General features: G+C 69.2%; 15 protein-coding genes. 14 read left to right on the top strand and 1 reads right to left on the bottom strand.

Annotation, left to right across the window (positions count from 1 at the left end; translation table 11 throughout):
- The first annotated feature begins 33 nt into the window (after positions 1–33).
- Genes F620_RS0110300 through F620_RS0110235 form a run of 14 tightly spaced genes read left to right on the top strand, consistent with a single transcriptional unit; the run spans position 34 to position 14,162 of the window.
- On the top strand, positions 34–918 hold the full coding sequence (locus F620_RS0110300; protein ID WP_026331418.1) for a type II secretion system protein N: 885 nt from the start codon (positions 34–36) through the stop codon (positions 916–918).
- Positions 915–2,858 carry a type II secretion system secretin GspD gene (gene gspD / locus F620_RS0110295; protein WP_019570488.1) on the top strand — a complete coding sequence of 648 codons (1,944 nt, stop codon included), beginning with the start codon at positions 915–917 and terminating at the stop codon, positions 2,856–2,858. The genes F620_RS0110300 and gspD overlap by 4 nt, the downstream gene beginning before the upstream one ends.
- Positions 2,848–4,365, top strand: a complete 1,518-nt coding sequence (gene gspE, locus F620_RS0110290; RefSeq protein ID WP_019570487.1) for a type II secretion system ATPase GspE — start codon at positions 2,848–2,850, stop codon at positions 4,363–4,365. Before gspD ends, gspE begins: the two co-directional genes overlap by 11 nt.
- A 4-nt stretch (positions 4,366–4,369) precedes the next feature.
- Positions 4,370–5,596 (top strand): type II secretion system inner membrane protein GspF, encoded by a 1,227-nt coding sequence (gspF, locus tag F620_RS0110285; protein ID WP_019570486.1) that lies wholly within the window; start codon positions 4,370–4,372, stop codon positions 5,594–5,596.
- Positions 5,597–5,602: 6 nt separating this feature from the next.
- Positions 5,603–6,043: a type II secretion system major pseudopilin GspG gene (gene gspG / locus F620_RS0110280; protein ID WP_019570485.1), complete on the top strand. Its 441-nt coding sequence runs from the start codon at positions 5,603–5,605 to the stop codon at positions 6,041–6,043.
- Positions 6,040–6,555, top strand: a complete 516-nt coding sequence (locus F620_RS0110275; protein WP_019570484.1) for a prepilin-type N-terminal cleavage/methylation domain-containing protein — start codon at positions 6,040–6,042, stop codon at positions 6,553–6,555. Before gspG ends, F620_RS0110275 begins: the two co-directional genes overlap by 4 nt.
- Positions 6,552–6,935 carry a type II secretion system minor pseudopilin GspI gene (gene gspI / locus F620_RS0110270; protein ID WP_019570483.1) on the top strand — a complete coding sequence of 128 codons (384 nt, stop codon included), beginning with the start codon at positions 6,552–6,554 and terminating at the stop codon, positions 6,933–6,935. Before F620_RS0110275 ends, gspI begins: the two co-directional genes overlap by 4 nt.
- A complete protein-coding gene (gspJ, locus tag F620_RS0110265; protein ID WP_019570482.1) occupies positions 6,922–7,587 on the top strand; it encodes a type II secretion system minor pseudopilin GspJ in 666 nt (221 codons plus the stop codon). The genes gspI and gspJ overlap by 14 nt, the downstream gene beginning before the upstream one ends.
- Complete coding sequence (gspK, locus tag F620_RS0110260; RefSeq protein ID WP_019570481.1) at positions 7,584–8,414, top strand: type II secretion system minor pseudopilin GspK; 831 nt, start codon at positions 7,584–7,586, stop codon at positions 8,412–8,414. The genes gspJ and gspK overlap by 4 nt, the downstream gene beginning before the upstream one ends.
- Before the next feature lie 2 nt (positions 8,415–8,416).
- On the top strand, positions 8,417–9,679 hold the full coding sequence (gene gspL / locus F620_RS0110255) for a type II secretion system protein GspL (protein WP_019570480.1): 1,263 nt from the start codon (positions 8,417–8,419) through the stop codon (positions 9,677–9,679).
- Complete coding sequence (gene gspM / locus F620_RS0110250) at positions 9,676–10,188, top strand: type II secretion system protein GspM (RefSeq protein ID WP_019570479.1); 513 nt, start codon at positions 9,676–9,678, stop codon at positions 10,186–10,188. The genes gspL and gspM overlap by 4 nt, the downstream gene beginning before the upstream one ends.
- Positions 10,181–10,963 carry a type II secretion system protein N gene (gene gspN / locus F620_RS0110245; RefSeq protein ID WP_019570478.1) on the top strand — a complete coding sequence of 261 codons (783 nt, stop codon included), beginning with the start codon at positions 10,181–10,183 and terminating at the stop codon, positions 10,961–10,963. Before gspM ends, gspN begins: the two co-directional genes overlap by 8 nt.
- The gene (gene bamD / locus F620_RS0110240) at positions 10,939–11,643 is read left to right on the top strand and encodes an outer membrane protein assembly factor BamD (protein WP_019570477.1); all 705 of its coding nucleotides are present in this window, start codon (positions 10,939–10,941) and stop codon (positions 11,641–11,643) included. The genes gspN and bamD overlap by 25 nt, the downstream gene beginning before the upstream one ends.
- Positions 11,644–11,687: 44 nt before the next feature.
- Positions 11,688–14,162: a S8 family serine peptidase gene (locus F620_RS0110235; RefSeq protein ID WP_155987001.1), complete on the top strand. Its 2,475-nt coding sequence runs from the start codon at positions 11,688–11,690 to the stop codon at positions 14,160–14,162.
- Here F620_RS0110235 and F620_RS0110230 read toward each other — a convergent pair.
- The gene (locus tag F620_RS0110230) at positions 14,150–14,839 is read right to left on the bottom strand and encodes a 2OG-Fe(II) oxygenase (protein ID WP_026331415.1); all 690 of its coding nucleotides are present in this window, start codon (positions 14,837–14,839) and stop codon (positions 14,150–14,152) included. The genes F620_RS0110235 and F620_RS0110230 overlap by 13 nt on opposite strands.
- Positions 14,840–14,982: the final 143 nt, after the last annotated feature.

Here is a 14,982-nt window from a genome sequence, read left to right as displayed (position 1 = left end):
CTCCCCGGCATGTTTGCGGACTCCGGAACGTTCATGCGCACGCGGCTGCCCGGCCTGCTCAACCTCGGGCTGGTGGTTGCGCTGGCGTGGATGACGGCCGGGTTGATGTGGCTGGCACTTGCCCCCGAAGCCTCACTGCCGCCCGCGGACCCGGCCGCGGCCCCCGCCACCCCGCCGTCATCGGCCGACACCTCGGGCGCAACGGACGCCGACCGGACCTCGGGTTTCGCCCGCAGCGCGCGTCACGAGCCTTTCGGCAGGCCCGAATCCGCCGCGCCCCCGCCGATCGAACAGGCCCCCGAAACCCGGCTGCAGCTGGAACTGAAGGGGGTCCTGGCGGATGGCCATGGCGACGGGACCGCGTTCATCGCGGCCGGCGGCGGAGACATCGAGCTCTACCGGCCCGGCGACACCATCGGGGATCAACTGGCCACGCTGGACCAGGTGCACCCCGATCGCGTGGTCCTGGTACGGGATGGCCGACACGAGATCCTGCGGCTGCCGGGCGGCGAGGACCTTCGCATAACGAGCGCATCCGCGGACGCAACCGAGCGCGGACAGCCGGTATCCCGGGCCCCGGAGCCATCCACGGCGCCCGCGACGGGGGCCGATGGCCGCCTCAGTCGCGACCGCTGGCTGGAGGATCCCGAACGGGTCATGGAGGTCGTACGCGCCCGCCCCGTGATCCGTCAGGGGGAAGTCGCCGGAGTCGAGGTCCGGCCGACGCGCAACCGCCGCGATTTCGAACGTACCGGTCTGCAACCCGGCGACATCATCACCTCGGTGAACGGTCGCGGCATCGGTACCATCGAAGATCCGGAAAGCCTGCTCGCGGACCTGCAGGGCGCGCGTCAGGTCAACGTCACTGTCGAACGCGACGGGCAAACCCGTTCGCTCAGCATCGAGTTCACCGAATGAGATTCCGCCTGCTCCCCGCCAGCGCCTGGCTGACCGCGATCCTGCTCGCCATCCCGGCCGCCCCGCTGGCCGCCGACGAGCTCACGCTCAACCTGCGCGACACCGACATCCACAACCTGATCGACCTGGTGGCCGAGGAAACGGGCACCAATTTCATCGTGGATCCCAGGGTGCGGGGCGAAGTCACGGTGGTTTCCAGCCGTCCGGTCGCGCGCGACGAGCTGAAGGGTCTGTTCCACGAGATTCTCGAGATCCACGGCTTCGCCGCTACACCGGCAGACGGGGGCGTTCGCATTGTTCCCGACGGCCGGGCCAAACACGAGCCCACGCCCCTGCTGACACCGGATGCCGACACCCCGGAAACCCATGGTGCCGCAATCGTGACCCACATCATCGAACCGCGCCATGTCGACGCGACCCAGCTGGTGCCGGCCCTGCGCCCCCTGCTCCCCCAGGGGGGGCACATGGCGGCTGCGGCGGAATCCAACACGCTGCTGGTATCGGGCACCCGCAACAATATCCGCCGCCTGCAGCGGATCGTCGAACGCATGGACCGCCCCATGGATTCCGAATTCGACGTGGTCGAACTGGAGCATGCACGCGCAGCCGACGTAAGCGAACACGTGCGCGAACTCATGCCCGAACGCCCGGGGGGGCTGCAGGAGCCCCGCGCTCAGGCCGACCCGCGCAGCAATGCCATCATCCTGTCGGGGGACGAAACCGACCGCCTGCGCATGCGTGGCCTGATCGCCCAGCTGGACCGCGAGGTCCACCAGGGCAACACCCGGGTCCATTACCTGCGCTATGCCCGCGCCGAAACCATCGCCGACCTGCTACGCAGCATCGCCGAGCACGACCCCGGGATGGAGACCGAGAGTGGCAATGGTCCGCGCATTCACATCGAGGCGCACGAGAGCACCAACGCCGTGGTGACCTCGGGGCCGCCGGAACGGCTGCGGGATTTCGACGATATCATCGATCGCCTCGACATCCGGCGTGCCCAGGTCCTGGTCGAGGCCGTGATCGCGGAGGTTTCCTCCGACCGGGTCGAGGAACTGGGAGTCCAGTGGGGCGCAATCGGCAGCAGTGCCGCCGGCATCCTCAGTTTTTCCGACAATCGGACCGGCATCGTCGAAATGGCCGCAGGGATCGATGCTTACCTCGGAGGCGAGGTGGCCAGCCCGCCGGGGCTCGGCGACGGGCTGACGCTCGGCGGCGCGGGACAATCCGGGAACAATGCCATCGCGGGCCTGGTGGACATGCTGCAACGCGACAGCGCCACCAACATCCTCTCGACTCCCAGCCTGCTCACGCTGGACAACGAAGAGGCCGAGATCGTCGTCGGCCAGAACGTGCCGTTCGTGGTCGGACGCTCGGTGGAAGACTCCGGACAGGCCTTCGACACCATTCGGCGCGAGGACGTGGGGGTCAAACTGCGCGTGCGCCCGCAGATCAACCAGGGCAACGCGGTGCGCATGGAGATCGAGCAGGAGGTCTCGCAGCTGGCCCCCGGCACCGCGGGTGCCGCCGACCTGATCACCAACACCCGCACACTGACCACCCATGTCCTGGTGGACGACGGCGACATGCTGGTGCTCGGCGGACTGATCGAGGAACAGCAGACCGACCAGGAGGCCGGTGTCCCGGGGCTCGGGAACATCCCGGGGCTGGGCCGTCTGTTCCGCGCCGACCGCCACCAGACCGAAAAACGCAACCTGATGGTCTTCCTCCATCCGCGCATCGTTCGCGACAGCACCGATGGCGCCGAACTCACCAGCGAAAAGTACAGCTTCATCCGCGGTGAGCAGCTGCGGGAACGGGCCCGCAGCCAGGGGCGCGGCGACACCACCCCGGTCCTGCCGCAATGGGACCGGCTGACCGAACTGCCCCCGGCCTTCGAAGAACTCCACCCCGCCTACGCCGCCGACCATGCAGACTGAACAGGCCTTCGATCCGCACGCGGAAGACGACGACTTCAGCGTCAGCTACGGCTTCGCCCGGCGCGTGGGCGCGGTGCCGGGCGAGATCCGGGACGGCGAGCGCGAGATCATCCTGCATCCACAGGCGGACCCGGCGGGGCTGGCCGAGCTGCGGCGACGCAGCGCCGAGCCGCTGCGTCTGCACCCGGTTGACGAGGCCACCTTCGAACGGCGCCTGCGCGACCGCTTCGAATCCAGCTCGTCGGAAGCGATGCAGTCGATGGAGGGCCTGGACGACAGCCTCGACCTTTCCAGCGTCGCGGAATCTCTGGGAGAGCCGCAGGACCTGCTGGAAACCGAAGACGATGCGCCCATCATCCGCCTGATCAACGCGCTGCTGACGGAGGCGGTGCGCGAGAACGCCTCCGACATCCACGTCGAACCCTTCGAGAACCGCCTGGCCGTGCGCATGCGCGTGGACGGGATACTCCGCGAGGTCCTCACCCCTCCGGCAGGACTGGCACCGCTGATCGTCTCGCGCATCAAGGTGATGGCCCGTCTGGACATCGCCGAAAAACGACTGCCGCAGGATGGCCGCATCTCCCTGCGCATCGCCGGGCGGCCGGTGGACGTGCGCGTCTCCACCCTGCCCTCGGGTCATGGCGAACGCATCGTGCTGCGGCTGCTGGACAAGCAGGCCGGACGCCTGGACCTGGCCCATCTGGGCATGGAGGCAGAGACCCACGCGGCCCTGGAGCGGATCGTGACGCGGCCACACGGCATCGTGCTGGTCACCGGGCCCACGGGCTCCGGCAAGACCACCACCCTGTATGCCGCCCTTACGCGGCTGAATGACCGCAGCCGCAACATCCTTACCGTTGAAGACCCCATCGAGTACTACCTCGACGGGATCGGCCAGACCCAGATCAACAGCCGCATCGACATGACCTTCGCACGCGGGCTGCGCGCGATCCTGCGGCAGGATCCCGACGTGGTCATGGTCGGCGAGATCCGCGACCTGGAAACCGTGCAGATCGCAGTGCAGGCCAGCCTGACCGGGCATCTGGTGTTTTCCACCCTGCACACCAACACCGCGATCGGGGCCGTCACCCGCCTGCGTGACATGGGCGTCGAACCCTTCCTGCTGTCTTCCACGCTCAACGGCATCCTGGCGCAGCGCCTGGTGCGGGTCCTGTGCCCCGAATGCCGCGAGCCATACCCCGCCAGTGCGCGCGAATGCGCCCTGCTGGGACTGGAAGACCCCGGCGACGACCCGGCACCCACGCTTTACCGGGCCCGCGGCTGTCCCGCCTGCAACGAGCTCGGGTATCGTGGCCGGACCGGGATCTATGAACTGGTGGAGATCGACGACAGCCTGCGCACCCTCATCCATGACAACGCCGGGGAACAGGAAATGACGCGCGCGGCCCGGCAACACAGCCACAGCCTGCGCGCGGACGCCCGCCGCCGCGTCCTCGACGGCACCACCAGCCTCGAGGAAATGCTGCGCGTCACGCAGGAGGACTGACGCCATGCCCGCGTTCGAATACCAGGCCCTGGACGCCGGCGGGCGCACGCGCAAGGGTGTCGCCGAGGGGGACACCGCACGCAGCGTCCGGGCTCAGCTGCGCAGCGACGGCCTGACCCCCCTGGAACTGCGCGAGATCGACGATGCCGGGGCCCGAACCGGCGCCGGTGGCGGCGGTGCGACCGGCGGGCGCGGACGCATCGCCCCGCTGGACCTGGCCCTGGCGACGCGGCAGATGGCCACCCTGGCGCGTGCCGGCCTGCCGGTGGAGGAATGGCTGGCCACCGTCGCACGCCAGAGCGAAAAACCGCGGGTGCGCAACATCCTGCATGCGGTGCGCACCCGCGTCATGGAGGGACACTCCCTGGCCAGCGCGCTGGCCGGCTTTCCCCGGGTGTTCCCCGAGATCTACCGCAGCACCGTCGCCTCGGGCGAGGCCTCGGGACATCTCGATCGGGTGCTGGAGCGCCTTGCGGATTATCTGGAGAGTCGGCACGCGCTGCGCCAGCGGGTGCTGCTGGCCCTGATCTACCCGGTCGCCCTGACCGTGGTCGCCATCCTGGTGACCGTGGGGCTGGTGGTCTATGTGGTACCGGAGGTGGTCCAGGTCTTCGACGGCCTGGACCAGCAACTGCCGGCGGTCACCCGGGGGCTGATCGCCACCAGTGACGCCCTGCGGGACGGGGGTCTCGCGGGCCTGGCCGTGCTGGCGGCGCTGGGGGGTGCGCTGGCCTGGGCGCTGCGCCACCCCGGCCCGCGCACGCAGTATCACCGGCTGTTGTTGCGCCTGCCCCTGATCGGCCGTCTGATCCGCGGCATCAACACCGCGCGCTTTGCGCGCACCCTGAGTATCCTGTCAGCCAGCGGGGTGTCCCTGCTGGAGGCCCTGCGCACCGGGTCCGAGGTGGTCTCCAACCGGCCCATGCGCACCGCGATCGAGAACGCGACGCTGCGGATCCGCGAAGGCAGCAGCATCGGCCGGGCCCTGGAAGAGACCGGTTTCTTTCCCCCGATCACGGTCCACCTGATCCGCAGCGGCGAGTCCAGCGGCAATCTCACCGAGATGCTGGAACGCGCCGCCGAAACCCAGGAGCAGGAGGTCGAATCCCGCATCAGCGTGAGCATGGGGCTGTTCGAGCCGCTTCTCATCCTGACCATGGGCGGGGTCGTCCTGACCATTGTCCTGGCGATACTGCTGCCCATATTCGAACTCAACCAGCTGGTGAACTAGAGAGCCATGAAACAATCCCGTCGCAACACCGGTTTCACCCTGATCGAGGTCATGGTGGTCGTCGTGATCCTCGGCATCCTTGCCGCCATCGTGGTCCCGCGCGTGATGGACCGGCCGGACGATGCCCGCCTGACCAAGGTCAAGCAGGACATCCGGACGATCGAATCCGCGCTCAATCTCTATCGCCTGGACAACTTCCGCTATCCCAGCACCGACCAGGGTCTGGAGGCGCTGGTGGAGCCACCGACCAGCGGCCCCGAACCCGCCCAGTACCGTGACGGCGGCTACATGGACCGACTGCCGAGCGACCCCTGGGGCAACGAATACCAGTACCTGCACCCCGGACGCCACGGCGACTTCGACGTCTTCAGCTTCGGCGCCAACGGCCGCCGCGGTGGCGAGGGCATCGAAGGTGAGATCGGCAACTGGAACATCGACGACCTGTGACGCGAGCCCGGCAGGCAGCGGGTTTCACCCTGCTGGAGGTCCTGGTGGTGATGGTCATCATCGGCCTGCTCGCCGGGGTCGCCCTGTTTTCGACCGGCCAGCTGAGCGGGCGGGGCCTGGAACATACCGGCCACCAGCTGGTCGGCCAGATCGAGCTGGCCCGCGACCAGGCCCTGCTGACCGGCCAGCCGCTGGCGATCGGGATCGGCCGCGAGCGGCTGGCCATTCACGAGCGGCAGTGGCTGGACGACCGGCAGGTCACCTGGGTCCCGGTGGAACAGGGGCCGCTGGCACCGCGCGACCTGGCCGCCGCAGGGCTGGAGCCCCGCCTGTGGATCGAGGATCGACGCGTCAGCCTAAGCGAACGCCCCGAGGAAAACCTCATCGACATCAACAGTGCCGGTGATATCCAGGCCTTCGAGCTGGTCCTGCGGCGCGCGAGCGACGACTCCTCGCTGCGCCTGCACAGCGACGGCACACGGCGTGTCCGCATGGAGCGGGAGTCACGATGACGGGGAGCCGCGGCTTTACCCTGATGGAACTGCTGGTGGCGCTGGTGGTGCTCGCCGTGGCGCTGGGGGCGCTGATCAAGGCCGGCAGTGAACACGCACGCAATACGGCCTACCTGCAGGAACGCACCCAGGCCCAATGGGTCGCGGCCAACGTGCTGGCGGACTACGAGGCGGACCTGCTGCCGGCGGATCCGGGCACCCGACACACTTCCGAAACTCTCGGCGGACGCGAATGGGAAGCACGCGTGGAGATCGAAAACCGCCAGTTCGAGGCCCCGCTGGAACTGCCGGCAGTCCGCCGGATCGAGGTGCGGGTATGGCCGGCCGACGGCGATCCGGACCGTCCGCTGGGGCGCGAGACCGGTTATGCACTGCCCTGAACGCCGCCAGTACGTACGCACACGCGGGCCGGGCCGCGCGGACGGGTTCACCCTGCTGGAGCTGCTGGTGGCGGTGGGGATCTTCGGGATCGTCGGTCTGCTTGCGATCGGCGGGTTGCGCAGCGTGCTGGATGCCGACGAGGCCACGCGCGAACAGACACAACGACTGGCCGAGCTCCAGATCGCCTTCGCCACACTGGAACGCGATCTGCGCCACGCGGTTGCCCTGAACCCGCGCGACGGCTTTGGCGATCGCCAGCCGCCGCTGCGGTACAGTCCGGTCACCGACCCCGAACAGCTGGAATTCGTGCGCGCAGGTCTGGGGGGCGAACAGCGGCTGGGACGTGTGGCGTGGCGGATCAGCGAAGATGGCCTGGAACGCATCACCTGGCCCGCCGTGGACGGCTCGCCGCGGGACAGCGAACAGCGGCGCCGCTTCCTGCCCCCGGGGCAGGGACAGGACGGCCGCGCCGTGCCCCCGCGAATCCGCTTCGATTTCCTCGATCCGCGCACCGGGGAAGAACTCGACGCCTGGCCGCCACTGGAAGACGGGGCCGAGGCCACGCTGCCTGCGATGATCCTGGTCCGCCTCGACGCCCCCGGGGCAGGCGAGGTCGAACGCCGGATCCCGCTGACCGGAGCTCGACCATGATCCGCCCGGGGCCCCGCCGCCAGTCCGGCGCCGCGCTGATCACCGCATTGCTGGTGGTGGCGATCGCCACGGTCACCGCGACCACCATGGCCCTGCGCGACCAGCAGCAGATCCATCGCGCGACCCTGCTGCAGGAACAGGACCGCGCTCGCCAGCTCACGCGGGGGGCGGAGGCCGTCGCCCGGCATCTGCTGGAAGAACAGCGCGACCTGACGGAACTGCCGTGGGAGGGCTGCCAGTCGCCCCCCATTCCCATCGAGATCGATGGCCTGACCGTCACCGGGCGCCTGGACAACCTGCATTGCCGGTTCAATATCAACAGCCTCTCCCGGGCCGAAGATCCGCCGCTCGGGGCCTTCGCCACACTGGTCGAGGAGGTGCTCGCGGACACCGAGGGTAGCGGCACCAGCGGACGCAGGGTCGCAATGGCCGTACACGACTGGATGAACCCCGAGACCGATGATCCGGTGTATCGTGGGCTGGAGCCGCCCCGCTTGAGCGGCAACCGTCCGATGCGGGTCGCATCGGAGCTGCTGCAGGTGGAAGGGGTGGATAACGAACTCTGGCAGGCCCTGGCCCCGCAGGTCGCCGCCCTGCCCTCCAGCGACAACCGTGTCGACCCCGAAAATGCCCCGGAAGCGGTGCGCCGCGCCGTCGAGGCGGATGCTGCAGCCCCGGACACGCGTGACGGGGAATCGCGCGGGCCGCGCTATTTCCGTCTGCAGCTGGTTGTGCGCACGGGCGGACGCGAATATTTTCATTGTGCAGTGATCGATGCCCCCAACGGGCAAACCGTCCTGCGTGAACGGACCCCCTGCGAGCCCTGACCATGATCGCCACCCGCAACGCAGCCGGCTGGCTGCTGTTCGAACTGCCCGAGCCCGAAGCCCTCGCCGATCCGGTGAACGGTGCCGGCGATCGCCTGCGCTGGATGCGCCTGGCGCGTGACGGCGATGTGCAGTCCGGCGAGGCCTCCGCGGCGGAACTGACGCAACAGGCCCAGCCCGGCGATCGCCTGCTGGCCCTGATACCCGGCGAGCGCGCCCCGCTCCACCGGGTGGCGGTCCCCGGCAAGTCGGCCCGCGTACGCCAGCGCGCCCTGCCCTATGCCCTGGAAGAACGTCTGAGCGAAGACCTGGAATCCGTCCATATCGTGGCCGGTCCGTCCCATGGCGACGATATGACCGCCTGCGTGGTCGCCCTGCGCCATCTCCGGCAATGGGAGGCCTGGCTGCAGGAACGGGGACTCGGGCATGCGCGCCCGGTCCCGGACATCGCCCTGCTGCGCCGGCTGGCCGACGGGAATCAGCACCGGGTCATCGCCGGGGAGGCACGCAGCCTGCTGCTGCCGGCAGATGCCGAGCCGCTGGCCCTGCCGCGTGACCTGGCGGCCTGGTGGCTGAACGCCCGCCAGCGGCCCGCGCCGGATCCCGGAGACGCCAGCGACGCCCCCCTGCCCCCGCCCGCCGGGTGGCAAGGGGGCGTGCTCGCGTTGCTGGCCGCATCCGTGCAATCCGGGGAACTGGAGCCCGACCGCCTACGACGCTGGCTGCGCGAGGCCCTCGCATTCGAAGTCGGAACCCGCAAGGAACCGGCGGGACGGACGGCCCTTCTCCCGGGGCCGCGTTGGCGCCTGCCGGCGGCCCTCACCCTGATCGTCGGCCTGGTCTGGCTGGGCGGGCAATGGCTGCAGATCCACCACCTGGAACGCGAACTCGCCGCGACCGAAGATGCGATCGCCGAAGTCTTCGCCCGCACCCTGCCCGAGCGACGGATGGTCGACCCGGTCGGCCAGTTCGAGATCCTGCTGCGCGAACGCGAAACCGCCGCCGGTCCCGCAACCAATGGCAGTCCGCTGGCCGGGCCGATGGCCCTGCTCGCGGAGCAGCTCGACGACGACGCCCTGACCCTGCACCATCTACGCGGCAACGCCCGTCGGCTCGAGCTGGAACTCGATGGCCCCGGCCTTGCCGAGGTGGAACGCCTGCGCGAAAACCTGGAACAGGCGAGCGAACGACGCGTCCGCATCACCTCCGCCGAGTCCGGCGACGACCGGGTGCGCGCCCGGCTGACCCTGGAAGAGCAGCCATGAGGGAATACTGGAACAACCTGCGCACACGGGAGCAGCGGATACTGCTGCTGGGAGGCGCGATCGCGGCCGCGGCCCTGGTGTTCCTGCTCCTGGTGGAACCGACACGGGAAGCCCGCCAGCAGGCGGAGCAGCGCCTCGCGGAAACGCGCGGCCAGCTGCACTGGATGCAGGCGCATGCCGACACGGTCGCCGAACGCGCAGCGGCCGGCGAATCCGAATCGGGCGGCGGCCCGGGCGGAGGACACTCCGGTGGATCCCTCCTCGCCCACGTGGACGCCGCCGCGCGCGCCGCCGGCCTGCGCGAGCCCCTGCAGCGCGTCCGCCCCTCCGGGGACGGCGTCAACGTCATACTGGAAGACGCCGCATTCGGCGAACTGATGACCTGGCTGGACGACCTGGAAACCGAAGACGGGGTGGTCCCGGTGCGCCTGTCGCTGGAACGCGGCTCGCGCAGCGGCCATGTACATGCCGACCTGCAGCTTGAGCCCGCGGGTTTCGACGATGACTGAACCACGCCGCCTCTGGCCCCTGGCCATCGTGTTCCTGATCGCCCTGGCCGGTGCCCTCGCGGTCCGGGCGCCCGCCGCATCCTGGGCCGCAGGGGCCGAGCGCCTGGGTCTGGTACCGGCCGGGGTCCGCTGGGACAGCCTGCAGGGCCACCCGTGGCAGGGGCAGGCGACCGGCGTGGTCGCGCCGATGGGCGAGCTCGGAGACATTCGCTGGGACCTCCGCCCGACGGCGCTGCTGCGCGGCCGGGTGGCCCTCGACCTTGCCTGGGAGCCGCCCCGGGGCGGCCACCTGCGGGGTACCGGCGTTGTCGGACCGGGCACGCGCGGCATCCGCGAGCTGGAGGGCGAACTGCCGGCCTCTACCCTCAACCACCTGGATACCGATATCCCGCTGCTGCTGGATGGCACCCTCCGGGCCCACGGAGCCGCGCTGCAGGTCGACCGCTCCGGAGGCACTGTGACCGCCGGTGGCTCGCTGCAGTGGATGGAGGCCGCGGCCGGAGTGCCCCGTCCCGTTCCGCTCGGTGAACACCAGGCGACCCTGGAAGCCACCGACGAACGCCTGCAGCTGCAGCTGGCTTCCGCCCCCGAAGCGGCCCTCGGAACCTCGGGCACTCTATGGGTCGACCTGCGGCAGCGGCCACCGGCGATCGAAGCCGATCTGCAATTCGAGGCCCGGGATCACGCTGACCCCGGCCTCCACAACTTCCTGAGCCAGCAACTGGAACCCGACCCACAGGGACACTATCGATGGACCACCCAGCCCGACACCTGACCCCCAACCCCACGCGGCGCGCCGCCATGGCCCTGGTCGCGCCGGCCCTGATGGCGCTCGCCGCCGGCTGCGCCACCGGTCCCGATGCCCGTCCCGACCGCGCCGACGGTCCGCTTCAACGCGCCCTGGAACAGGGCGACTGCCGCGAAGCCTACCCCCTCGTCATGCCGGATGCCGACGGCGCGGCCATGCCCGGCGAAGTCGATATGGACAGCCGCCTGCAGGTCGCACACGGGTGCCTGCAACAGGGGGAATTCGAACGTGCGCGCGATCTGAGCGACGCCATCGAGCGGGTTCATGGCGACCACCCTGACCTGGACTACGCGGCCTATCTCGGCTCGCTGGCGCGCCTGGGTATCTGGAACCGCGCCACCGCTGCCCCGCCGCGGGAGCGCATCCGCCACGGGCGCGAGGTCTTCCGGCACCTGGCCGGATTCATGGAGCAACACGCCATGTCACGCCATGCCGAGTCGCTCGCCCCGCGTCTGGCCCGGCTGCGCGAGGATCTGGCGGGCATTGAACTGCAGCTGGCCGAGTCGACCGCCGAAAGGAACGAGGACGACGAGGCCCATGCCCGCCTGCGCTACATCCGTGACCATTTCCCGGGGACCGACGCCGCACGAATCGCGGCCGAGCGCCTGGAAGACAGCGACCGCGGACAGGCGAGCACCCGCAATTGATGCGGAAAGCTCCCGACGGCATCCCCTTTGGACAGAATGCGCCGATGTTCAGCCCCCTTCGATCACGCACCGTACTGCCCCTCATCCTGATCGCTCTGGTCGGGCCCACGGGTTGCGGTGGTTCCTCATCGTCTTCGGATGCCGACAGCTTTGAGCTGTCCGGTACCATCGCGCCCTCGGCCCTGCACCGCGTCGACCGGGACACCAACGATCCCGAAGCCACCCCACGGGACAACAACTCGCCGGCCAGAGCGCAACCGCTGCCGGTGCCGTCGATCACCGGCGGGTTCGTGGCCGCCCCGGAGACCCTGTCGCGCTTTGGTCCCGCGGGTGATCAATGGGATGTCTATTCGGTCGAACTGGAGGCCGGACAACAGGCGCTTCTGCACTTCCCCTCTTCGGGCAGCACCAATCTGGATCTGCTCCTGCTGGACGAATCCGCGAAGATCGTCGACACCTCGCGTGGCACGGGGCATTCCGAACGCGTGGTTGCCCCGGAGGACGGAGAGTATTTCGTGGCGGTAGAGGCACGGCGGGGCGCGACAGGGTACCAGCTGCGCCTCGACAGGCCGTGGCAAACCCCTTCGACATCCGCCATGGCTTACCCCTCGCCGCGTGCCTCCGAATCCTTCGCGCCCGGAGAGGTGATCGTGCGCACGCGCGCGGATATCAGCTCGGCCGGCCGTGCGTTCGATGAAACGCCAGGCCCCACAATGGCCGGCCTGCACGCCCGCACCGGAGACACGAGCCGCGAGCAGCTGTGGCGTATCCCCGAGGGCCGGACCGATCTGGCAATGAGCGCTCTGGGAGCCTCACCGACCGGCGGTCCGCAACTTGCACACGGCTGGGCCAACCGGGGCATCGAGGCCCGCGACCGCACCCTGCGGGTCATCCAGGCCCTGCAGAACCATCCCGATGTGGTCTCCGCGACCCCCAATCACTACGTCACCGCGCAGCTCCGGCCGAACGATCCGAGGCAACCGGACCAATGGTTCCATGACGCGATCAACCTGCCGGCCGCGTGGGATATCACGACCGGCGACACGCCCGATGACGATGTTATCGTCGCCATCGTCGACACCGGACTGCATCGCGACCACGAAGACATGGCGGCGAGTCGCCTGCTCCCGGGGAGAAGCTTTCTGCAACAGGACGATGCAGGCAGAATCTTTCCTCATGGCACTCACATTACCGGGATCATCGGCGCAGCCTCGAACAACGCTGTCGGTATCTCCGGAGTCTCGTGGCACGCGAAACTGATGCCCGTCCGGACCCTCGACGGCCAGGGCCGCGGGACGGTGTACGACATGCTCCAGGGCGTCCGCTACGCGGCCGGACTGCCCAACGACTCCGGAGAAATCCCGGACAGACCCGCTGACATCATCAACCTCAGCCTGGGGCATGAAGGCACTCCCTCCGAAACCGCGGCGGAGCTGTTCCGCGAAGTACGCGAACTCGGGATCCTGACAGTGGCATCCACGGGCAATAACGGGACCGAGGACATCTCACTGCCCGCCGACTACCCCGACGTTCTGGCCGTGGGGGCCACGGACCGCAACGACCGCCGTGCGACCTACAGCAATTACGGGGCAGGACTCGATCTGGTCGCCCCCGGGGGCCTGATGACCTCCGCAGGGGATCCCGACGGAATCATCAGCACCTGGTCCCCGGATACGTATGCGTTTCAGCAGGGCACATCCATGGCAACCGCCGTGGTTTCGGGAACGCTCGCCCTCGGGCGCGCGATCAACCCGCAACTGGATCTGCCCGGGGTCCACTTCCTGCTGGCATCCGGCAAGATCACCGAGGACCTGGGTCCAGCGGGATGGGAGCCCGAAACCGGCTGGGGGAGGGTTGACGCTCGCAAGATGGTAGAGGAGCTCGAGGATTTCAGCGCCGCAGAGCTGCCCCCCATGCTGTCGTCGCAGCCATCGGGTCTGGCACTCGGATATACGCAATCCGTTGGAAGACTGGACCTGCGCAACTCGGGCGCCGGGAACCTGGCCATCGAAGCGATCGACGTGACCGTTGAATGGCTCATGATCGAGCCCCATCGAATCAATGACGACGGACTCGGACTCTATGAGATTCGTGTAGCTCGCGGGTTACTGGATCCGGGCCGACACACCACCCGAATCGAGGTGACCGCCGACAACGGGGAGATTCTCGAGGTGCCGGTGCAACTCCACGTGGCGAAAACCGATCCGCGTGAAGATACGGTGGGGCGCGTGGTGGTGGAACTGCGCGATGCGGAGGACAACCTGGTGCGACGCACCACCGCATCGCAGGAAGACGGCGCCTATCATTACCGCTTCGATGACCTCCCCGAAGGCGACTACAGGGTCATTGCCTCCACGCGCATGACGGGTGCCGGCACTACCTGCGGTGTATCGGAGGCCTGCGGCACCTGGCCGTCCATCTTCCATCCCGCCGACCTGAAGCTCGACCGTGACCGCCACGATGTCGACTTCCGCATCGCCTGGCCACCGGAGCGCCCGGAAAGCACTCACCTCGATTGACGTTCCAGACTGTCCAGCGGACTGGTGGTATCTCGCAGCCCCATCCAGCAGGCGATACTGGCACGCCAGCGACGGGTGGGGAGCACGGCGTGGGGCATGCTCTGGCTGAGGAAGATCGCGAGGGTGCCGGCCTCGGGGCGCACGCGTTCCAGTTCGCGAGTTTCGTCGCCCTCGCCCTGCGGCGTGTAGAACGCCAGCTCGCCACCATCACGGGCGCGCCAGTGGCGGTTGAGATAGAGCACCAACGACAGCCGCCGGCGGTTGCCCGCGCGAAAGGCGTCCACGTGGCGGGCGTAACCCGTGCCGGGCGGGTACAGCGCGAAGTGTGCCTCGCTCTCGAACAGCCCCGGGAGCAGGCCGCGAGCGGCGACCCGACGCAGCTGATCCAGACGCTCCAGCAGTTCCCGCTGGGCCGGCGTCGCGCCTTCCAGCCAGTGGATGCGGTCACCGCGTTCGGCGGCATCGTGCCGGCGCTCGCGACCCCGACCCACCCGCGCGGAGCGCAGGCGTGCGGCATTGCGCAGGGCGTACACCTCCTGGCGCAGGGCATCGGTCAGGCGGTCCTCGAGAAACCCGGGGAACACCGCCCGCCCGTCACGTGCAAGCGTGTCGAGCCAGCCGTCATCCGCCAGCGATGCTGCGGCGAGGGATTCCTCCCGGATGCCGTCCGGCGGCACGGGACGGGGCCCGGCGACCGCGCCGGATAATCGGTGCACCGCCGGGACCGGGGCGGCAGGGGGTATCGCGATGTCCGGGGTGCCGGTGTCGGCGGGACGGGCATTCATGAACGGGCGAGGCCTCGTACGGATCCGCGGCAGGG

The sequence above is a fragment of the Thioalkalivibrio sp. ALE11 genome (genome assembly GCF_000381205.1).
Lineage (GTDB): Bacteria > Pseudomonadota > Gammaproteobacteria > Ectothiorhodospirales > Ectothiorhodospiraceae > Thioalkalivibrio.
Note: the sequence above shows the minus strand (reverse complement) of the source record. Positions and strands in the feature narration are given on the sequence as shown.